The sequence below is a fragment of the Burkholderia sp. AcTa6-5 genome, assembly GCF_017815075.1.
GTDB classification, from domain to species: Bacteria; Pseudomonadota; Gammaproteobacteria; order Burkholderiales; family Burkholderiaceae; genus Burkholderia; species Burkholderia sola.
The window spans coordinates 180,118-201,386 of record NZ_JAGIQE010000012.1; the positions used below are offsets into that span (position 1 = coordinate 180,118).

The following is a 21,269-nucleotide window of genomic DNA, read 5'->3' on the forward strand; positions in this document are numbered from 1 at the left end:
TTACATTTTTGCGGCAGATCCGTTCCTACAGCGGAATTTCGACGGTGCCGGCGTCCTTGACGATCGCCGTGACGATCTGCCCGGCCGCCATCCGCACGCGTACCGACTGGCCCGGCGCCGCATTCGCGAGCACGCTGCCCTCGGCCGAAATCGTGAAGCCGGGGCCGGCCGCGACGACCCGCACCGTCTGGCCGGCCGACACCGACGCCGCGCTCTTCAGCATGTCCTGCCGCAGCGGTAGCCCGGCCGAGATGCGCGCGAGCGCGGTCGCGCCGACGGCCTGCGCGGGATCGGTGATCACCGCGAGCGGCAGCACCGTCAGGTCGCCGTCGCGCGCGACCAGGTCGGCCGCGGAGAGCGGCTCGCCGGGCGCGATCTGCCGCGCGGCGACGTAATAGGTGGCCTGCACGGCGACCTTCGCCTGCAGGTAGACGGTCCACGGCCGCTCGCCCGCGCAGCGCACGCCGACCGTCGTGCGGCCCCACAGGCGCGCGCCGGTCGGCAAGAACGGCTCGAGCGTCGTGCATGCGGCGAGCCCGCGCGGAAAGGCGGTCGTGACCGTCGCGGTGGTCTTGCCGGGCAGGCCGGCGATCTGCTGCTGCAGGAACGCGAGCGCCGCGCGCCGGATCGTTTCGGGGTCTTGCTGGCCGGGCGGCGTCGCGGGCTGGGCCGTAGCGGCGGCCGGAGCCGGGGCCGGGTTGGCGGAAGCGGCCGAGGTGCGCGCTGCCGCTGCGGCCGACGCGGCACGGGCTGCCGCGAGGCGCGCCGAAGCTGCCGATTGCGGCGCCGGCCGCGCGAAAGCCGATGCAGGCTCGGCCGTGCCGGCGACGACCGTCGCGATGGCGGCGGGGTCCGCCGCGCGCGGCGTCGTGCCGTATCCGGCGTTCGCGCGGGCGGCTGCATAGACGGGGAGCGGCGCAGGGGCCTGCACAGCGGCCGGCGGCGGGACGCTCGTCACGACCATCTGGCCGGCCGGTTGTGCCGCGTAGCCATCTCCGGTCGCGGCGCTCGCCGCGCCAGCCGCGCGCCGTCCGCCCGAAGCCGACGCCGAAGCGATCCCCGCATTCCCGCCGAACTGCCCGCCGCTCGCTGCATTGGCGTGCGCGAGCGCGGTTTCGGCCGTCTCGCCGCGCCCGGGAATCACGATCATCCCGTCATCGGCGTGCACGGCGGGCGCGGCGATCCACAGCGCCGCGGCGAGCGCGAACGCACGCCGGGCGTGCGTGAGCCGCCCGTTCCTGCCGCGAAGTGCGCCGCCCGTCATCGCCATGCCTCCGATCCGTTGATCCGCTTCGCATTCTAGGGAGCCGGGGCGTCGCGCAAACGATGAATAGAGGGGGCCTTTGCCGCGTTATTCGCCCGATTGCCGGTTGCGTCCCGCGCCTACCATCGCTGTCATGGAAAAAAGCCTCTCGGGTCGCCATCCGGTGCGAGGGGCGTGCAGCGCTTCATACGGAGAGACGCACACATGCTGGACAAACTCGATGCGGAATTCGCGTTCGGCCGACAGGCGCTCGACGTGCGCGCCTATCGGCAGGAACTGCTGTCGTCGAACATCGCGAACGCCGACACGCCCGGCTACCAGGCCCGCGACGTCGATTTCGCGTCGACGCTCGCGCGCTCGCTGAAGCAGACGGGCGGCGGGCTCGCGCCCAGCAACGCCGCGCAACTGCCGATGGCGCAGCCGGCCGGCGTGACGAGCGGCATGTCGATGGTGTCGACGGCGGCGGGCCACATGGCCGGCACCGCGAAGCTGATCCCGACCGGCGGCCCGTCGGACGACTACGGCCGCGCGCAATACCGGATGCCGCTGCAGCCGTCGCTCGACGGCAACACGGTCGATCTCGACGTCGAGCGCGTGCAGTTCGCGAACAACGCGCTGCACTACGAAACCGGGATGACCGTGATGACCCAGCAGATCAAGGCGATGCTCGCCGCGATCACGACGAACTCGTAACGAACTCGTAAGCGCCGGCCGCTTCCGAATCCGGCACCCAGCACAAGGAGCCTCCATGCCTTCGTTGATGAACATCTTCGGCGTCGCCGGTTCGGCGCTGTCCGCGCAATCGCAGCGCCTGAACGTGACCGCGTCGAACCTCGCGAATGCCGACAGCGCGACCGGCCCCGACGGCAAGCCGTACAAGGCCAAGCAGGTCGTGTTCGCGACCGATCCGATCGGCGGCGCGCGCAGCGCGTCCGGCCAGGGCGTGGGCGGCGTGCGCGTGACCAAGGTGATGGACGACCCGTCGCCGATGAAATCGACCTACGACCCGGCGAACCCGTCCGCCGACGCGAACGGCTACGTGCAGATGCCGAACGTCGACCCGGTGCAGGAGATGGTGAACATGATCTCGGCGTCGCGCTCGTACCAGGCCAACGTCGAGACGCTGAACACCGCGAAGACGCTGATGCTCAAGACGCTGACGATCGGCTCGTAAGCCGCGCGCCGCCCGACCTTTTCCTACCGAGACCCGGACCGACAGTTCCGACAGAAGGCCACCCAGGATGACTTCCTCCAACACGACGATCGGCGGCAACGGCACCAACGTGTCGACGCTGCCGACCGACACGATGAACACCAACAACGTGTCGTCGACCAACGGCACGTCGGCGAGCGACCTGCAGGCGACGTTCCTGAAGCTGCTCGTCACGCAGCTGCAGAACCAGGATCCGACCAGCCCGGTGGACAGCTCGCAGATGACGTCGCAGCTCGCGCAGATCAACACGGTGAGCGGCATCGCGCAGCTGAACACGTCGCTCACGTCGCTGTCGACGCAGCTCGCGGCCGGCCAGCAGACGCAGGCCGCGCTGCTGATCGGCACCAACGTGCTTGCGCCGGGCAACAGCGTCGGCGTGAAGAGCGGCGCGGCGTCGCCGTTCGGCGTGTCGCTCGCGAGCGACGTGTCGAACCTGACGATCACCGTGAAGGACAAGACGGGTGCCGTCGTCAACACGATCAACGCGGGCAAGCAGTCGGCCGGCACCGTGCCGTTCAACTGGACGCCGACGGACGCGGCCGGCAACGCGCTGCCCGACGGCGTCTACACCGTGAGCGCGCAGTACACGGGCAGCGACGGCAAGACGTATGCGCCGACCGTGCTCGCGGCCGCGACGGTGCAGAGCGTGATCAAGCAGGCGGACGGCACGGCGGGGCTCGTGCTGTCGAACGGCACGACGGTGGGGCTCACCCAGGTTGCGTCGATCTTCCCGAACACGAAGTCGTCCTCGACCGGCGACACCACCACCAACTGATCGAGTTTTCTCGTCACGGAGAGCGAAATGGGTTATCAACAGGGTCTGAGCGGCCTCGCCGGCGCATCGAACGCGCTGGACGTGATCGGCAACAACATCGCGAACGCGAACACGGTCGGCTTCAAGTCGAGCACCGCGCAGTTCGCCGACATGTACGCGAACTCGGTCGCGACGTCGGTCAACACGCAGATCGGCATCGGCACGTCGCTGAACTCGGTGCAGCAGAACTTCGGGCAGGGCACGATCAATACGACGAACTCGTCGCTCGACGTCGCGATCAACGGCAACGGCTTCTTCCAGATGTCGAACAACGGCGTGACGACGTACTCGCGCGACGGCACGTTCCAGCGCGACAAGAACGGCTTCATCGTCGACGCGCAGGGCCGTAACCTGATGGGCTACGCGGCCAACGCGGGCGGCGTGATCAACACCGCGCAGACCGTGCCGCTGCAGGCGCCGACCAACAACATCGCGCCGACCGCGACGACCAAGATCACCGGCCAGTTCAACCTGAACTCGCAGGACACGGTGCCGACCAAGACGCCGTTCAGCGCGACCGACAACACGACGTACAACTACTCGACCGCGATCCAGGTGTACGACTCGCTCGGCGGCTCGCAGGCGGTCAACATGTACTTCGTGAAGTCGGCGGCCGGCACGTGGGAAGCGTACGCGGGCGTCCAGGGCGGCGCGACGACCGATCTCGGCACGATCACGTTCGATACGTCGGGCGCGATCAAGAGCACGACGACCGGCACGCCGGCCGCGCCGACCGCGTCGCTCGGCCAGTTCCAGTTCACCGTGCCGAACACCGACGGCTCGGCGACGCCGCAGGCGCTGACGCTGGACCTGACCGGCACGACGCAGTACGGCGGCAAGGACGGCGTGAACAATCTCGCGCAGGACGGCTACGCGAGCGGCAGGCTCACCACCTACTCGATCGGCAGCGACGGCAAGCTGACCGGCAACTACTCGAACGGCCAGACCGCCGTGCTTGGCCTGATCGCGCTCGCGAACTTCAACAACCCGAACGGGCTGGTGAACCTCGGCGGCAACCAGTACGCCGAATCGTCGGCGTCGGGCGTGCCGCAGGTGTCGGCGCCGGGCAGCACGAACCACGGCACGCTGCAGGGCAGCGCGCTCGAGAACTCGAACGTCGACCTGACCTCGCAGCTCGTCAACCTGATCACCGCGCAGCGCAACTACCAGGCGAACGCGCAGACGATCAAGACGCAGCAGACCGTCGACCAGACGCTCATCAACCTGTAAGCGCGGATAACCGGCAGCCATGGACCGACTGATCTATACGGCGATGACGGGCGCGTCGCAGTCGCTCGACCAGCAGGCGATCGTCGCGAACAACCTCGCGAACGCGTCGACGACGGGTTTTCGCGCGCAGCTCGCGATGTATCGCGCGGTGCCGATGAATTTCGGCGACGGCAGCAACATCGACCCGACGACGACGCGCACCTACGTGCTCGCGTCCACGCCCGGCGCCGATTACGCGCCGGGTCCGATCACGCGCACCGGCAATCCGCTCGACGTCGCGGTGCAGGGCGCGGGCTGGCTGTCGGTGCAGACGGCCGACGGCGGCGAGGCGTACACGCGCGCCGGCAACCTGCACGTCGACGAGAACGGCCAGCTCGTCAACGCGAGCAACCTGCCGGTGGTCGGCAACGGCGGCCCGATCTCGGTGCCGCCGAACGCGGAAGTGACGATCGGCAAGGACGGCACGGTGTCCGCGCTGATGCCGGGCGACCCGCCGACGGCGGTTGCGATCGTCGACCAGATGAAGCTCGTCAATCCCGATCCGGCCACGCTCACGCGCGGCAACGACGGGTTGTTCCGCACCGCCGACGGCAATCCGGCCGACGCCGACCCGAACGTGGTCGTCACGCCGAATTCGATCGAAGGCAGCAACGTGAACCCGGTGACCGCGATGGTCGCGATGATCGACAACGCGCGCGCGTTCCAGCTTCAGTCGAAGCTGATCCAGACGGCCGACCAGAACGAGCAGACGGCGAACCAGCTGCTCAATTTCAGCTGAGCGCCCGCGCCAGCCTACGCAGGAGACTGACCAAGTGAATCGTTCGCTCTACATCGCCGCGACCGGCATGAATGCGCAGCAGGCGCAGATGGACGTGATTTCGAACAACCTCGCGAACACCAGCACGAACGGCTTCAAGGCGTCGCGCGCGGTGTTCGAGGATCTGCTGTACCAGACCATCCGCCAGCCCGGCGCGAACTCGACGCAGCAGACCGAACTGCCGTCGGGCCTGCAGCTCGGCACCGGCGTGCAGCAGGTCGCGACCGAGCGCCTGTACACGCAGGGCGGCCTCACGCAGACCGGCAACTCGAAGGACGTCGCGATCAACGGCGCGGGCTTCTTCCAGGTGCTGATGCCGGACGGCACCAACGCGTACACGCGCGACGGCTCGTTCCAGACCAACGCGCAGGGCCAGCTCGTCACGTCGAGCGGCTACCAGGTCCTGCCGGCGATCACCGTGCCGCAGAACGCGCAGTCGCTGACGATCGGCAAGGACGGCGTCGTGTCGGTCACGCAGCCGGGTTCCAGCAACGCGGTGCAGATCGGTTCGCTGCAGATCGCGACCTTCATCAATCCGACCGGCCTCGAGGCGAAGGGCGAGAACCTGTTCGCGGAAACGACGTCGTCGGGCGCGCCGAACGTGTCGCAGCCGGGGCTGAACGGCGCGGGCGTGCTCAACCAGGGCTACGTCGAGGCGTCGAACGTGAACGTCGTGCAGGAACTCGTCAACATGATCCAGACGCAGCGTGCCTACGAGATCAACAGCAAGGCCGTGACGACGTCCGACCAGATGCTGCAGACCGTCACGCAGATGAAGAGCTAACCGGAACGTCCCGTCGCAGCCATGAAGCAGGTTCGCCTCCCCTCGTCAGCCACCGTCCGCGCCGCGTGCGCGGTCGCGGTGGCGGCGCTCGCCGGTTGCGCGCAGATTCCGCGCGATCCGATCATCCAGCAGCCGATGACGGCGCAGCCGCCGATGCCGATGTCGATGCAGGCGCCCGGCTCGATCTACAACCCCGGCTACGCGGGGCGGCCGCTGTTCGAGGATCAGCGCCCGCGCAACATCGGCGACATCCTGACGATCATGATCGCGGAGAACATCAACGCGACCAAGTCGTCGGGCGCGAACACCAACCGGCAGGGCAACACCGACTTCAGCGTGCCGACGGCCGCGTTCCTCGGCGGGCTGTTCGCGAAGGCGAACCTGTCGGCGGCCGGCGCGAACAAGTTCGCGGCCACTGGCGGCGCGAGCGCGGCGAACACGTTCAACGGCACGATCACGGTGACCGTCACCAGCGTGCTGCCGAACGGCAACCTCGTGGTCAGCGGCGAGAAGCAGATGCTGATCAACCAGGGCAACGAATTCGTGCGCTTCTCGGGGGTCGTCAACCCGAACACGATCTCGGGCGCGAACTCCGTCTACTCGACGCAGGTCGCCGACGCGAAGATCGAATACTCGTCGAAGGGCTATATCAACGAAGCCGAGACGATGGGCTGGCTGCAGCGCTTCTTCCTCAACATCGCGCCGTGGTGATGACGATGCAGCTCCCCCTTTTCCACCGCCTGTCGCTGCGTGCACGCGCCGTCGCGCGGTGTGCCGCCGTCGTGCTGGCCGCGTGCGTGCTCGGCGCCGCGCCCGCGCACGCGGAACGCCTGAAGGATCTCGCGCAGATCCAGGGCGTGCGCGACAACCCGCTGATCGGCTATGGCCTCGTCGTCGGCCTCGACGGCACGGGCGACCAGACGATGCAGACGCCGTTTACGACGCAGACGCTCGCGAACATGCTCGCGAACCTCGGCATCTCGATCAACAACGGTTCGGCCAACGGCGGCCCGTCGTCGCTGAACAACATGCAGCTGAAGAACGTCGCGGCCGTGATGGTGACGGCCACGCTGCCGCCGTTCGCACGGCCCGGCGAAGCGCTCGACGTGACCGTGTCGTCGCTCGGCAACGCGAAGAGCCTGCGCGGCGGCACGCTGCTGCTCACGCCGCTGAAGGGCGCGGACGGGCAGGTGTACGCGCTCGCGCAGGGCAACATGGCGGTCGGCGGCGCGGGCGCCAGCGCGAACGGCAGCCGCGTGCAGGTGAACCAGCTCGCGGCCGGCCGGATCGTCGGCGGCGCGATCGTCGAGCGCGCGGTGCCGAACGCGGTCGCGCAGATGAACGGCGTACTGCAGCTGCAGCTGAACGACATGGATTACGGCACCGCGCAGCGGATCGTGTCCGCGGTCAACTCGAGCTTCGGCCCGGGCACCGCGACGGCGCTCGACGGCCGCACGATCCAGCTCGCGGCGCCGGCCGATTCCGCGCAGCAGGTTGCGTTCATGGCGCGCCTGCAGAACCTCGACGTGAGCCCGGACAAGGCCGCGGCGAAGGTGATCCTGAACGCGCGCACCGGCTCGATCGTGATGAACCAGATGGTCACGCTGCAAAGCTGCGCGGTCGCGCACGGCAACCTGTCGGTGGTCGTCAACACGCAGCCGGTGGTGTCGCAGCCGGGGCCGTTCTCGAACGGGCAGACGGTGGTCGCGCAGCAGTCGCAGATCCAGTTGAAGCAGGACAACGGCGCGCTGAAGATGGTGACGGCCGGCGCGAATCTCGCCGACGTCGTGAAGGCGCTGAACACGCTCGGCGCGACGCCCGCGGACCTGATGTCGATCCTGCAGGCGATGAAGGCGGCCGGCGCGCTGCGCGCCGACCTGGAGGTGATCTAAATGGCAGCCACGCTCCCCAACGCAAACGACCTCACGCAGCGCTTCGCGCTCGACGTGCAGGGTTTCGACGCGCTGCGCGCGCAGGCGAAGCAGTCGCCGCAGGCCGGCGCGAAGGCGGTCGCCGGCCAGTTCGACGCGATGTTCACGCAGATGATGCTCAAGAGCATGCGCGACGCGTCGCCCGACGGCGGCCTGTTCGATTCGCATACGTCGAAGATGTACACGTCGATGCTCGACCAGCAGCTCGCGCAGCAGATGTCGACGCGCGGCATCGGCGTCGCCGATGCGCTGATGAAGCAGTTGCTGCGCAATGCGGGCGCCAGCGCGGGCAGCGACACGGCGGCCGACGTCGGCGCGGGCGGCATGGGCGGCATGGGCGCCGGCGGCCTCGGCACGGCCGGCAACGAAGGCAGCCTCGCCGCGATGAACGCGATGGCGAAGGCCTATGCGAACGCGGCGAACAACGGCGGGCTCGCCGGCGCGCGCGGCTACTCGGCCGGCAGCGCGCTGACGCCGCCGGTCAAGGGCGCGAGCGGCGTGCCGAACGCGGACGCGTTCGTCGACCGGCTCGCGGCGCCCGCGCAGGCGGCCAGTGCGACGACCGGCATCCCGGCGCGTTTCATCGTCGGCCAGGCCGCGCTCGAATCGGGCTGGGGCAAGCGCGAGATCCGCGCGACCGACGGTTCGACCAGCTACAACGTGTTCGGCATCAAGGCGAACAAGGGCTGGACCGGCCGCACCGTATCGGCGCTGACCACCGAATACGTGAACGGCACGCCGCGCCGCGTGGTCGCGAAGTTCCGTGCGTACGATTCGTACGAGCACGCGATGACCGATTACGCGAACCTGCTGAAGAACAACCCGCGCTATGCGGGCGTGCTGAGCGCGAGCCGCAGCGTCGAAGGCTTCGCGCACGGGATGCAGAAGGCCGGCTACGCCACCGACCCGAATTACGCGAAGAAGCTGATCTCGATCATGCAGCAGATCGGCTAACGGGCCCGCCCGCTCCCGGCTCGCCACCCCTTTTGGACCGCGCCCGGCACCTTGCCGCGCGCGGTTTCAACGTTTGCGAGAAATAAATCGCCGTTTCGATCTAAACTTTCGGTCAGCACTGCCGCTAAGTGTGAGAGACCTGCGACCGGGCCCCCGTTCTGGCCCGGTTTTATTGCGCACCGGTTGCCCCGGGCGCCCATGACAAGAAAGACCGGCTAGCCATGAATATCGAAACGTCGACGGACCCCAGCCTGGATGCAGGCCACTCCGGGCCCGACTATGCCCGCCGCAATCCGCTGGAAATCGGCGTGCAGCTGCGCAACCTGGTGAACCGCGGCGATTTCCTGACCGTCCAGTATCCGGGGGGCCAGCTCGTCACGCGTCTGCTCGAGGTCGACGTCGGCGAGCGGACGTTCACGTTCGACTGGGGCGCGCTGTCCGAGCAGAACGCCGGCATCCTCGGCGCGTCGCACTGCACGTTCGCGGCCGCGCCGGAGGGCGTGCGCGTCGAATTCACCACGGGCACGCCGCGCGAGACGCGCTACGAGGGGCTGCCCGCGTTCGTCGCCGATTTCCCCGACGTGCTGGTGTGCATCCAGCGCCGCGAATATTTCCGCGTCGACGCGCCGATCGTCGATCCGTTCCTGTGCCGCGGCAAGCTGCCGGACGGCGAAAGCTTCCTGTTCGAGGTGCACAACCTGTCGCTCGGCGGCGTGGGGCTGCGCACGGCCGACGAGCGCGTCGAGGCGCTCGAGGTCGGCACGCTGCTGCCGGACGTCGAGCTCGAGCTGACCGGCCACGGCAAGCTGTCGCTCGACCTGCAACTGGTGTCGCAGCGCTCGACGCAGATGCCGAACGGGTCGCGGCGCTACCAGCTCGGCTTTCGCTACATGTCGCTGCCGGGCAGCGCGGAGAACACGCTGCAGCGGCTGATCACGCAGCTCGAAATGAAGCGCCGCTCGCTCGCGCGGGCCTGACGCGCCGGCCCCCACGGGCCGCCCGCGCAGCGCCGCCGGCGCCTTGCGCCGGGCGCTTCCAGCGGCGACGCACGCCCGTGCGTCGGGCGTGCATTTTTTCCTCAATTTTTTCAATCCGCGGCCGTTATACCGGGAGTCACGCAACCCGGCGGCCGCAGCGCGGCCGGCTCATCAGGATCGCGCATGTCCAACACACTCATGAACCTCGGCGTCAGCGGCCTGAATGCCGCGCTCTGGGGCCTCACGACGACCGGCCAGAACATCAGCAACGCCGCGACGCCCGGCTATTCGGTCGAACGCCCCGTCTATGCCGAGGCGAGCGGGCAGTACACCAGCAGCGGCTACCTGCCGCAGGGCGTGAACACCGTCACCGTGCAACGGCAGTACAGCCAGTACCTGAGCGACCAGCTGAACGGTGCGCAGTCGCAGGGCGGCGCGCTGTCGACGTGGTATTCGCTCGTCGCGCAGCTGAACAACTACGTCGGCAGCCCGACGGCCGGCATCTCGACCGCGATCACGAGCTATTTCACGGGGCTGCAGAACGTCGCGAACAATGCGTCCGATCCGTCGGTGCGGCAGACCGCGATCAGCAACGCGCAGATTCTCGGCGACCAGCTGAAGGCGGCGGGCCAGCAATACGACGCGTTGCGCCAGAGCGTGAACACGCAGCTCACCAGCACCGTGTCGCAGATCAACACGTACACCGCGCAGATCGCGCAGCTGAACCAGCAGATCTCGGCGGCGAGCAGCCAGGGGCAGCCGCCGAACCAGCTGATGGACCAGCGCGACCTCGCGGTGTCGAACCTGTCGAGCCTCGCCGGCGTGCAGGTCGTGCGCAACGACAGCGGCTACAGCGTATTCCTCGCGGGCGGCCAGCCGCTCGTCGTCGCCGACAAGAGCTACCAGCTTGCGACCGTCACGTCGTCGTCCGATCCGAGCGAGCTGACTGTCGTGTCGCAGGGCATCGCCGGCGCGAATCCGCAGGGGCCGAACCAGGCGCTGCCGGATGCGTCGCTGTCGGGCGGCACGCTCGGCGGCCTGCTCGCGTTCCGCCGCCAGACGCTCGACCCGGCCCAGGCGCAGCTCGGCGCGCTCGCGACCAGCTTCGCCGCGCAGGTCAACGCGCAGAACGCGCTCGGCGTCGATCTGGCGGGCAAGCCGGGCGGCAACCTGTTCACGGTGACGAACCCGACCGTCTATTCGAATCAGGGCAACACCGGCAACGCGTCGCTGTCCGTGTCGTTCGCCAATGCGTCGCAGCCGACGACGAGCGACTACACGCTGTCGTACGACGGCACGAACTACACGCTGACCGACCGCGCGAGCGGGTCGGTGGTCGACCAGAAGGCGGGTCCGATGCCGGTCTCGCTCGGCGGGCTGAACTTCTCGTTCTCGTCCGGCGCGATGAATGCCGGCGACCAGTTCACCGTGCTGCCGACGCGCGGCGCGCTGACCGGCTTCGGCCTCGCGACCACGAGCGGCTCGGCGATCGCGGCCGCGTCGCCGGTGGTCGCTGCGGCATCGAAAACCAACATCGGCACGGCAAAGATCACGCAGGGCGCGGTGAGCGCCGGCTACCAGGTGCCGACGACGCCGACCAAGCTGACCTACGACGCGGCGTCGCAGTCGCTGTCGGGCTTCCCGGCCGGCACCACGGTGACGATCGCGGGCACCCCGCCGACCTCGGTGACGATCACGAGCCCGACCGACAGCGTGCCGTACAACGCGACGGCAGGCGCGAAGCTGACGATCAACAGCACCACGCAGCCGGCCCCGGCGGGCGTGATGAACGGCGTGACCGTCACGCTGTCCGGCGCGCCGTCGGATGGCGACACGTTCACGATCGGACCGTACGCGGGCGGCACGAGCGACGGCTCCAACGCACAAGCGTTGTCGCAGCTCGTCACCGCGAAGGCGCTCGGCGGCGGCACGACGACGCTGACCGGCGCGTATGCGAACTACGTGAACGCGATCGGCAACACGGCGAGCCAGCTGAAGTCGTCGAGCGCTGCGCAGACCTCGCTCGTCGGCCAGATCACGACCGCGCAGCAGTCGGTGTCGGGCGTGAACCAGAACGAGGAAGCGGCGAACCTGATGCAGTACCAGCAGCTTTACCAGGCGAACGCGAAAGTGATCCAGACGGCGGCGACGCTGTTCCAGACCGTGCTCGGCCTGTTCAACTGACCGGATTCGAGGGATAGAAGCGATGCGAATTTCCAGCGCCCAGTTCTTCCAGCTGAACGTTTCACAGATGAACGATCAGCAGGCGCAGCTCGCGCAGCTGTACCAGCAGATTTCGAGCGGCACGAGCCTGCAGACGCCGGCCGACAACCCGGTCGGCGCGGCGCAGGCCGTGCAACTGTCGATGACGTCGGCGACGCTGTCGCAGTACACGACCAACCAGACCACCGCGCTCGCGTCGCTGCAGGCCGAGGACCAGGCGCTGCAGAGCGTGAGCAGCGTGCTGACCGGCGTGCAGACGCTGATCGTGCGTGCCGGCGACGGCTCGCTGGCCGACAGCGACCGCTCGGCGCTCGCGACGCAGCTGCAAGGCTATCGCGACCAGCTGGTGACGCTCGCGAACTCGAACGACGGTGCCGGCAATTACCTGTTCGCCGGCCTGAACAATTCGACGGCGCCGTTCACGGCCAGCCCGAACGGCAGCATCAGCTACGTCGGCGACTCGGGCACGCGCCAGGTGCAGATCGCCGATTCGAGCAGCGTGTCGCAGGGCGACACCGGTTCGGCGGTGTTCATGTCCGTGCCGTCGCTCGGCAGCGCGCAGGTTCCGTCGGCCGGCGCCGGCAACGTCGGCACCGGCGCGATCGGCGCGGTGACGGTGACGGACCCGTCCGCCGCGACCAACGATCACCATTTCGCGATCACGTTCGGCGGCACGCCCGCCGCGCCGACCTACACGGTGACCGACAACTCGGCCAAGCCGCCGACCACGACGCCCGCGCAGGCCTATACGTCGGGTGCGTCGATCGCGCTCGGCAGCGGGATGACGGTGGCCGTATCGGGCACGCCGAGCACGGGCGATACGTTCGCCGTGACGCCCGGCCCGCAGGCGAGCGGCGGCGCCGACATCTTCTCGACGCTCGACTCGATGATCGCGGCGCTGAAGACGCCGGTGACCGGCAACCCTGTCGCGGCCGTGTCGCTGAAGAACGCGCTGATGACCGGGTCGATCAAGGTCGGCAACACGATGCGCAACGTGACGACGATCCAGGCATCCGTCGGCGGCCGCGAGCAGGAAGTGAAGGCGATGCAGGCCGTCACCCAGACCGCGTCGCTGCAGACGACCAGCAACCTGACGGACCTGACCAGCACCAACATGGTCACGACGATCAGCCAGTACCTGCAGGTGCAGAACGCGCTGACCGGCGCGCAGAAGGCGTACGTGCAACTGCAGAACCTGTCGCTGTTCCAGTACATCAATCCGTGATGCACGCGGCGCCGGCCTCGATGTGAGCGCACGCTTACTTCGCGGCCGGTGCTTGCCGCTGCCAGCCGCGCATCGTGCGCGGACGGGCGCTTCGCCGAGGCCGCGCGGTCGCGCACCGGCTCTCTCGCGCGGCCTGCCGCGTTCTCGTTTGGCCGGCTCCGCCCGCCGGTTCGCTTGCCAGCCCCATTTCCGCTCCGTAAACTCGCGCCAGATTCCAGACCGGCGCATCCTTCGCAGCCGGCGACCGACGACCGACAGGAGCGCTTTCCCCATGTCCGATTCCTACTTCCCGCGCTGGCGGGTCCAATCGACCGGCGCGGCCTCGCGCGTGGTCGGCCCCGACGAGCGCCTCGCGTGGCCGCAGATGGTCGCGATGGGCGTGCAGCACGTCGTCGCGATGTTCGGTTCGACCGTGCTCGCGCCGTTGCTGATGGGCTTCGATCCGAACCTGTGCATCTTCATGTCGGGCATCGGCACGCTGCTGTTCTTCGTGCTGGTCGGCGGGCGCGTGCCGAGCTATCTCGGCTCGAGCTTCGCGTTCATCGGCCTCGTGATCGCGGTGACCGGCTACGGCGGCAGCGGCCCGAACCCGAACATTCCGGTCGCGCTCGGCGGGATCGTCGCGTGCGGCGTCGTGTACGTCGCGCTCGGCGCGCTGGTGCAGGCGATCGGCACGCGCTGGATCGAGACGCTGATGCCGCCCGTCGTCACCGGCGCGGTGGTCGCGGTGATCGGGCTGAACCTCGCGCCGATCGCGGTCAAGGGCGTGTCCGGCTCGACCTTCGAGTCGGTGATGGCGCTCGTCACGGTGCTGTGCGTCGGCGGCGTCGCGGTGTTCGCGCGCGGGATGATGCAGCGCCTCTTGATCCTCGTCGGGCTCGTGATCGCGTACGTGATCTACGCGATCGCGACCAACGGCATGGGCCTCGGCAAGCCGATCGATTTCGCGATCGTCGCGCAGGCCGCGTGGTTCGGCGTGCCGAGCTTCCGCGCGCCGGTGTTCGATCCGCACGCGATGCTGATGCTCGCGCCGATCGCGGTGATCCTGGTCGCGGAGAACCTCGGCCACATCAAGGCCGTCAGCGCGATGACGGGCACCAATCTCGACCGCTACGTCGGCCGCGCGTTCATCGGCGACGGGCTCGCGACGATCGTATCGGGCAGCGTCGGCGGCACGGGCGTGACGACCTACGCGGAGAACATCGGCGTGATGGCCGTCACGCGGATCTATTCGACGCTGGTGTTCGCGGTCGCGGCGCTGATCGCGATCGGGCTGGGCTTCTCGCCGAAGTTCGGCGCGGTGATCCAGACGATTCCCGGCCCCGTGCTCGGCGGCGTGTCGATCGTCGTGTTCGGGCTGATCGCGGTGACGGGCGCGCGGATCTGGGTCGTCAACAAGGTCGACTTCTCCGACAACCGCAACCTGATCGTCGCGGCCGTCACGCTCGTGCTCGGCGCCGGCGACTTCTCGCTGAAGATCGGCGGCTTCGGGCTCGGCGGGATCGGCACCGCGACGTTCGGCGCGATCATCCTGTACGCGATCCTGCGCAAGGAGAAGGAACCGGGGCCGGTGGTGTGAGCGGGAGCGGGCGGTGCAATGCCGCCCGGCAGCGCGGGTTGACGGTACAAAAACATCGGGACCGCAGGTGTTCGTCCGAGACGTTCCAAGCGACGTCAGATCGGGCGGAAAATACTGGAATCAGCCATTTTGTTGGGCGTTCGTTTCTGGCTTCACATTCTGTAACGGTGTTGGATCTCAAGAGCCAGCCCTGGTCTCGATGGAGACGCTGGTCGGCGTTGATACGGCGCTCGCTCCGCACGACACGTTAGCATTCGTTCAATATTCCTGACACTTCTTCCCGTGTGTCGTCGCGGGGCTTTGTGGTATACGTCTGAGCTTATCGCGGCATGGGCGCGATGCTCTCATCATCCGTCCCCCTTTGCCGGAGTATTCCGGGGCATACGAGTAGCCCACCGGCACGTCGCGCGCAGACCGAGGGACGAGAACAATGCAGAACACGGCACAGGCCCTGAGAGACCTTGCGCTGGGCCCGCAATACAACCGGCAAGTGCAAATCAGCTTTCCGGACGATAACGCGCCTTACGGAATCCTGCTGCCGAACGCATTCGAGGCGGTTGAAGCGTTATCGAAGGATTTCGCGTACAAGATCGAAATCCTGTCGGATAACGATCATCTTGCACCGAAAGATTTCATCGGCAAGCGCATTACGATCAGTCTGGCGCGCGGCGACGGAAGCCTGCGATATTTCAACGGCCATATTTTCGCGTTCCGGCACGTTCGCACGGATGGCGGCTGGGTATTCTATGAGGCGCACGCAGGCCCGTGGCTGCGCTACCTGAAGTACAGCCAGCACAATCGTTTGTTTCTCGACCAGAACCTGCACGACCAGACAGCGGCGGTTTTTCAGGACTACGGCGTGTTGCCGGAATGGGCGTGGCACGTCGGCGAAGACGATCCGCGCATGACGATGGCCTGCCAGTTCGATGAAGACGACCACAATTACGTTCACCGGCGCTGGGAGCATGCGGGCTACCTGTACTGGTACGAGCACACGGCCACGTCGCACAAACTGACCGTTTCCGACCCGACGCGTCCCGCGCCCGCGATCGACGGCAAGATTCACGAAATCCGCTTCCACAATGGCGAGGGGGCGGAAGAGTCGAACAGCATCCGGAGCTGGTCCCCGTTCCAGCAGACGACATCGACGCACGCGGAACTGTCCCGCTTCGACTTCAAGACGCCGACGCCGACCCACGTTCAAACGAGTCTGTTGAGTCCCGATGCCGCGCTGCCGCAGCTCGAATGGAACGAGTACGCAGGCGCGTACGGCTACCGGAACATGGAGCATGGGTATCAGATCGCGAATCGCCGAATGGAGGAAATCGAGGCGACGATCAAGCGCTTCGACGCGACGGGCAACAATCGCTTCGTGCAGCCGGGGCGCTGGTTCCAGCTGACCGACCGTTACGGTTCGGCGCTGAGCCGCGACCCGAACGACGACGAATACCTGATCGTCTCGGTTCGGCACGTGGTGACCAACAACTATTTGCAGGACACGGGCGTGCTGGCGGAATACCGCAACGAGTTCACGTGTGTCCCCAAGGCGACGCCGTGGCGGCCGGGGCGCGGCTACAACAGCATCGACACGAAGATCCTTGCGCCACAGACGGCAACCGTCGTCGGCCAGTCCGGCACGAGCATCCACACCGACGAACACGGCCGCGTGCTGGTTCAATTCCATTGGGATCGCGACGGCAAGTATTCGACATGGGTGCGGGTCGCGAGCGGCTGGGCCGGCGGCGGCCAAGGGATGGCGGCGCTGCCCCGTATCGGTTCCGAAGTGATCGTGCAATGGCTCGATGGAAATCCGGACCACCCGATCATCACGGGCCGCGTGATGAACGCGCGCAACGTGCCGTCGTGGAAGCTGCCGGACGAGCATCCACTGATGGGGATTCGCAGCCGGGAACTGATCGGCGCGGATGGCAACGCGTCGTCCGGCCGAAGCAATCAACTGATCTTCGATGACACGGCGAACGCCATTCAGGCGCAACTTCGGTCCGACCATGCGGCGAGCCAACTCTCGCTCGGCAAGATCACCCGGATCGAGGACTGGCAGGGGCGCAAGGATGCTCGGGGCGAGGGCTTCGAGCTGCGTACGGATGAGGTCGGCGCGATTCGCTCCGGCAAGGGCATGGTAATCAGCACCGAGGTGCGTCCTGCTGCGCAGGGGCACCTCTCGGACGTTAGCGAACCCGCATCGCGACTGACCAAAGCACAAACGTTACACGGGCAGCTTGGCAAGCTTGCGCAGCACTATCAGGCGCAGGACAACGGAGCGGACCAGACACCGATCGCCGATGTGCTGAAATCGCAGGTGGAGGGTATCCAGGGCGCGGGTGCGACGGGCAACAGCGACAAGGGCGACTTCCCGGAACTCAACGAAGCGCACTTGCTGCTGGCCGGCGCGGCTGGCATCGCCGTGACGACGCCCGCGACCGCGCACGTCACGGGCGGCCAGCACGTAGCCGTGACGGCCGGCGAAAGCATGTCGGTCGCGACGGGGAAATCGTTCTTCGCCAGCGTATCGGACAAGTTCTCGCTGTTCGTGCACAAGATGGGGATGAAGCTGATCGCCGCGAGCGGCAAGGTGCAGGTGCATGCGGAAAACGACGAGCTGGAGCTGCTGGCGAAGAAGGTCTTGTCGATCATCAGCACGACGGACTGGATCAACATTACCGCCAAGCAGGGCATTCGCTTGACGGCCGGCAACAGCCAGCTCGAAGTCAGCGCGAAAGGCATCGTGGGCTATACGCCCGGTGAAAACAAGATCCATGCGGGCAGTCACGATACGGTGGGGCCGCAGAGCGTGCCGGCCAACTTCCCTGGCAATGATCTGTGTGAACAGGTTGCCAGTGGCGCAGCCCAGGCTGGCCAGGCATCGGTCGCACTGACATGAGCGAAGGCATATGACTATTGCTCCCCTGCAAGCAGCCCCTAACTTCTCGGGGCCGCTCACACACGGTTTCCTGTTGGTGGAACCGACGACACTAGTTCATGCACCTGAGCTGCTGGCACTGGATATGCAGCCGTGTACCCCGCGCGCGCTGGCACACCGTGAGGAATTGATGCCCCAACTCGTCGATATCTCCGCGCTGGACGACGAAGCGCGTGCGCTGGCAACCGCGTGCTGGGTAGCAGAAACACATATTGAACGCCCGCCTGTGGTGTGCGCATGGCTCAGCAGCGATGCGCCCGCCGACGCGATATGCGAACACGTTGCACGCTATCTGGTCGGTCCGGGCGCAGACGGTAACCCCACGTTCTGGCGTTACTACGATCCACGTGTGCTGAGCCTGACACACGCGGTGCTCGATTCGTCTCAGCAACGGGTATTGTTTGGCCCGATTCAGGCGTGGCAGTTCGCGTGGGCCGGACATCGCTGGTGCGTTACGCGTTCCGGCGCCGACACAGCGGACACCGATCAACCGTCCGGCTGGCCGCGTCGCGAGCAATGGCCGCGCATCAATTGCAGTGAAGCCGCAGATCGGGTGCTACGCCGGCTACCCACCATGTCTGTCGAGCACGCCGCGCAATTCCCCATCGCACTGGACAGGGTGTTCAGTGAGGCGATTCTGAGCGGCCACGCTATGGATGTCGATGCGCTTGTCGAGTATGCATTGCAACACTTGCGACTCGATATTGCACTTGACTCTGAAACTCGAGGATCAAAACCATGACGACCAAAGGTTGCCCGCTGTGCGATCGCCAATCGCTGCTGATCTATCCCGTACGGTACGCCATCGCCTGTCCGCGTGGCGCAGCGAAAGCCCCAGCGCTGTCCGGTAATTTCAAAATTGACGGTCGGGCACCTCAAGCAGTTGCCTCCGCCAAATTCACGTTACGCGCGCTGCGTCAAGGCTATCTATACACCTACGACGAGAAGCGCAAACGGCTCAGCGCTTACATGGTTCTGGATGATGGCAGTCTTTGGTATTTCCCACCCGACACGACGCCACCTCCGGGCGACTCCAAAAGCGCACTCACTCAAAGTTGTATCGCACGTGCCGAAACGGACTTCGAGTCGCTGGGGCGATGTGTCAGTGTTCAGCATACGCCTGGAAGTGACGAGGCGACCAATCTCTGGATTGGCTGGTCGAACGTGCGGTGGACCAAGGACCTCGTACACAACAAAATCAATGAAGACGCTTGGCGCAAGCAGCATATGCAGTGCATCAACGTTCCCGCGATGCTGGCCGGGGGCGCCACCGATACGGGCGAATTTCAAGCCACGCAGAGCAAGATCGCGCATTTTGCGATGGATGCTCAGGCGATGAAGGCAGCGTTCGGCTTTAGCAACCGCACACCCAAGGACGAGATCCGACTACGTCAGCGCAACGTCGCCAAACGAATCGGTGATGCAATGGCTGAATCTCCGAACAAGAAAGGCTTTGTGGTCGCGGTCAACGACCCTGTCGGCGTCGCTAACGATCTCGCGGAACTGACGGTTCCCAACCTGAACAATGGTTTCGACGAACAGATGTATTGGAAGTGGACATCGGCGCAACTGCTCCAACGTGCTGAAGCGGGAATTCGAGCGAATGCGAAGGCCGTTACTGGACTGACCTATGGAACTTCGAAGACCATCGCCGATGCCAATGCCGTCAATATGAAGGTCGGCGCTCCCGTCGCGCCGGATGCGGTCGGTTTTTTTCACGTCATGCGCTCGTGGATTAGGACGGGAAGTCTTGAGCAGGCGATGAAGGAGGAAGACCGAAAGACGGGGGACGTTCCCGCGACGCAGGAAGAGGCGGCGAACGAGGCGTGGGAGGACGCAGCGTTCAAGGTCGGTCCCGATGGGAAGCGAACCAGCGTGCTCGATGAAGAGGCGTTGAAACGCTTCCCACAGGAGTATCAGCAAGCGCTCGAAGCTTTCAAGCCGAAGTGGCAGCCGCTTGTGCAAGCGCATGCGGAATGGCTCAAGTCGCAATTGCTCGCCGAATGGATGGCTGGCGTTCACGATTCGCAGGACCTTCGGAGCGGCTACGCATACAGTGAGTCCTGCGCACAGGCCATTGGTGCCGCTGTCGGCACCGAAGCCTGCAAGAAAGTGCTCGATGACTGGCTGAACGGTCAGGCTTCGAACAACCGCAATCTGTACGTGCGCGCCCTGATGTTCAATCAGGACACGCTGATAAAAGCGGCGGACGCACAGGTGCACGGTTCTGATATCCAATACGAGAACTTCCTGAATCTCTACAAGGAAGCGTTCAAGAAGATCGAAAATCTGGGCAACGCGGCCAGTCTGCGCGATCGGCTCATCGTGACGACCGCCAATCAGATCGTCGGCGTACTCACGAAGACCACGCGCGGTGCCGCGCTCGGCTTCGTGACTATTCGTTTGGCGATACAGTCCGGAGTTCGACTCAAACCGTCACAAGTCAGCAAACTTGCCATTCGCGACTGGGCGTTGCAGCAAGCCCGGGAGTTGGGCGTCAAATTGGACGGAAACCGGACGGAACAGCGCGCATCGGCGACCCAGGTCGGGAAACAGGTTCTGAGGACGGCACCACCGAGTGATCCGAACGTCGTCGCCTACGAGATGGACGTCGACGCTCTGGTTCGGGACGGGAAGCTAGAGGCTGACGCGATCAAGGCCGTCAGGGTTCCGGGCGTGGATACCGCCAAGAAGTGGCTCAACTCGGCCCGGGAGTTCAATCTCGGCGTCGTGACGGTGATATTCCAGATGGCGACGCTTACCTTCGCGGCGAAGGATTGGGCGGGCAGCGATCAGTTCAACCAAGGCGAAACCGGTTTGAAGGCAGTCGGCGCTGTCGTTTCGATCGTCGGGACCGTCATCGAAACCGCGTCGGAAACAGTGGCGAAAGCGCCGGCTCATCCGCTATCGGCGTTCATCATGAAGCAGTGGGCCGGTGCCAGCGAATGGGCCGAAGTCGGAGCGAAGGTTGGGCGCGGCCTTGGTGCGCTAGCAGGCATCGTGCTAGCGGGGTATGACATCTTGAAGAACATGCCAGAGGCATACGCCAATAAAGAATATGGTCTGACTACTCTCTACGCTTTCAGCGGGATTCTAGGCGTATACGTTGCGGTTGCTGCATTCTTCAGCCTGCCCCTATTCTGGCCTGCTTTGGTCCTATCCATCTTAGTGGGTATCGCGATCGCGATTTTCAAAGCGTCGGCGCTCAAAGACTGGGTCTCTCGCTGCAAGTTCAGCAAGGGGGAGCACTACGATTCGCTTGAGGCGGAAATCAAGGCATTTAACTCGGCGGCGGGAGGCTAACAGGTGGACGAGCG

At 66.2% G+C, this 21,269-nt stretch carries 17 protein-coding genes; 16 read left to right on the plus strand and 1 reads right to left on the minus strand.

Annotated features, from left to right (window positions below; all coding sequences use genetic code 11):
- Positions 1-25 precede the first annotated feature (25 nt).
- A complete protein-coding gene (gene flgA / locus J8I33_RS18165; protein WP_124631183.1) occupies positions 26-1,264 on the minus strand; it encodes a flagellar basal body P-ring formation chaperone FlgA in 1,239 nt (412 codons plus the stop codon).
- A 204-nt stretch (positions 1,265-1,468) separates the two neighbouring features.
- On the opposite strand from flgA, the gene flgB reads away from it, so the two are divergent.
- From flgB to J8I33_RS18245, 16 genes are all read left to right on the plus strand, one after another.
- Entirely contained in the window at positions 1,469-1,957 is a 489-nt protein-coding gene (gene flgB / locus J8I33_RS18170; RefSeq protein WP_050014261.1) for a flagellar basal body rod protein FlgB, read from the plus strand.
- A gap of 55 nt (positions 1,958-2,012) precedes the next feature.
- Positions 2,013-2,438 (plus strand): flagellar basal body rod protein FlgC, encoded by a 426-nt coding sequence (gene flgC / locus J8I33_RS18175; RefSeq protein ID WP_050014262.1) that lies wholly within the window; start codon positions 2,013-2,015, stop codon positions 2,436-2,438.
- Positions 2,439-2,505: 67 nt separating this feature from the next.
- Positions 2,506-3,252 carry a flagellar hook assembly protein FlgD gene (locus J8I33_RS18180; RefSeq protein ID WP_050014263.1) on the plus strand — a complete coding sequence of 249 codons (747 nt, stop codon included), beginning with the start codon at positions 2,506-2,508 and terminating at the stop codon, positions 3,250-3,252.
- A 27-nt stretch (positions 3,253-3,279) separates the two neighbouring features.
- The gene (gene flgE, locus J8I33_RS18185; protein WP_050014264.1) at positions 3,280-4,521 is read left to right on the plus strand and encodes a flagellar hook protein FlgE; all 1,242 of its coding nucleotides are present in this window, start codon (positions 3,280-3,282) and stop codon (positions 4,519-4,521) included.
- A gap of 19 nt (positions 4,522-4,540) precedes the next feature.
- Positions 4,541-5,299 carry a flagellar basal-body rod protein FlgF gene (gene flgF / locus J8I33_RS18190; RefSeq protein WP_209938468.1) on the plus strand — a complete coding sequence of 253 codons (759 nt, stop codon included), beginning with the start codon at positions 4,541-4,543 and terminating at the stop codon, positions 5,297-5,299.
- Between the two features lie 34 nt (positions 5,300-5,333).
- A complete protein-coding gene (gene flgG / locus J8I33_RS18195) occupies positions 5,334-6,122 on the plus strand; it encodes a flagellar basal-body rod protein FlgG (protein ID WP_006477564.1) in 789 nt (262 codons plus the stop codon).
- Positions 6,123-6,143: 21 nt separating this feature from the next.
- The gene (flgH, locus tag J8I33_RS18200; protein ID WP_050014266.1) at positions 6,144-6,833 is read left to right on the plus strand and encodes a flagellar basal body L-ring protein FlgH; all 690 of its coding nucleotides are present in this window, start codon (positions 6,144-6,146) and stop codon (positions 6,831-6,833) included.
- Positions 6,834-6,838: 5 nt separating this feature from the next.
- The gene (locus tag J8I33_RS18205; protein ID WP_050014341.1) at positions 6,839-8,014 is read left to right on the plus strand and encodes a flagellar basal body P-ring protein FlgI; all 1,176 of its coding nucleotides are present in this window, start codon (positions 6,839-6,841) and stop codon (positions 8,012-8,014) included.
- Positions 8,015-9,007, plus strand: a complete 993-nt coding sequence (flgJ, locus tag J8I33_RS18210) for a flagellar assembly peptidoglycan hydrolase FlgJ (RefSeq protein ID WP_089488897.1) — start codon at positions 8,015-8,017, stop codon at positions 9,005-9,007. It begins immediately after the preceding gene.
- Positions 9,008-9,228: 221 nt separating this feature from the next.
- A complete protein-coding gene (locus tag J8I33_RS18215) occupies positions 9,229-9,984 on the plus strand; it encodes a flagellar brake protein (protein ID WP_050014268.1) in 756 nt (251 codons plus the stop codon).
- 183 nt (positions 9,985-10,167) lie between these two features.
- Positions 10,168-12,168: a flagellar hook-associated protein FlgK gene (gene flgK, locus J8I33_RS18220; RefSeq protein WP_050014269.1), complete on the plus strand. Its 2,001-nt coding sequence runs from the start codon at positions 10,168-10,170 to the stop codon at positions 12,166-12,168.
- A 22-nt stretch (positions 12,169-12,190) separates the two neighbouring features.
- A complete protein-coding gene (gene flgL, locus J8I33_RS18225) occupies positions 12,191-13,432 on the plus strand; it encodes a flagellar hook-associated protein FlgL (RefSeq protein WP_050014270.1) in 1,242 nt (413 codons plus the stop codon).
- Positions 13,433-13,703: 271 nt separating this feature from the next.
- The gene (locus J8I33_RS18230) at positions 13,704-15,011 is read left to right on the plus strand and encodes a solute carrier family 23 protein (RefSeq protein ID WP_050014271.1); all 1,308 of its coding nucleotides are present in this window, start codon (positions 13,704-13,706) and stop codon (positions 15,009-15,011) included.
- Positions 15,012-15,441: 430 nt separating this feature from the next.
- Entirely contained in the window at positions 15,442-17,913 is a 2,472-nt protein-coding gene (locus tag J8I33_RS18235) for a type VI secretion system Vgr family protein (protein WP_209938470.1), read from the plus strand.
- 10 nt (positions 17,914-17,923) lie between these two features.
- Positions 17,924-18,694, plus strand: coding sequence for a DUF4123 domain-containing protein (locus J8I33_RS18240; protein WP_209928122.1), 771 nt, complete (start codon positions 17,924-17,926; stop codon positions 18,692-18,694).
- Positions 18,691-21,255 (plus strand): T6SS effector BTH_I2691 family protein, encoded by a 2,565-nt coding sequence (locus J8I33_RS18245; protein WP_209938472.1) that lies wholly within the window; start codon positions 18,691-18,693, stop codon positions 21,253-21,255. Before J8I33_RS18240 ends, J8I33_RS18245 begins: the two co-directional genes overlap by 4 nt.
- Positions 21,256-21,269 lie beyond the last annotated feature (14 nt).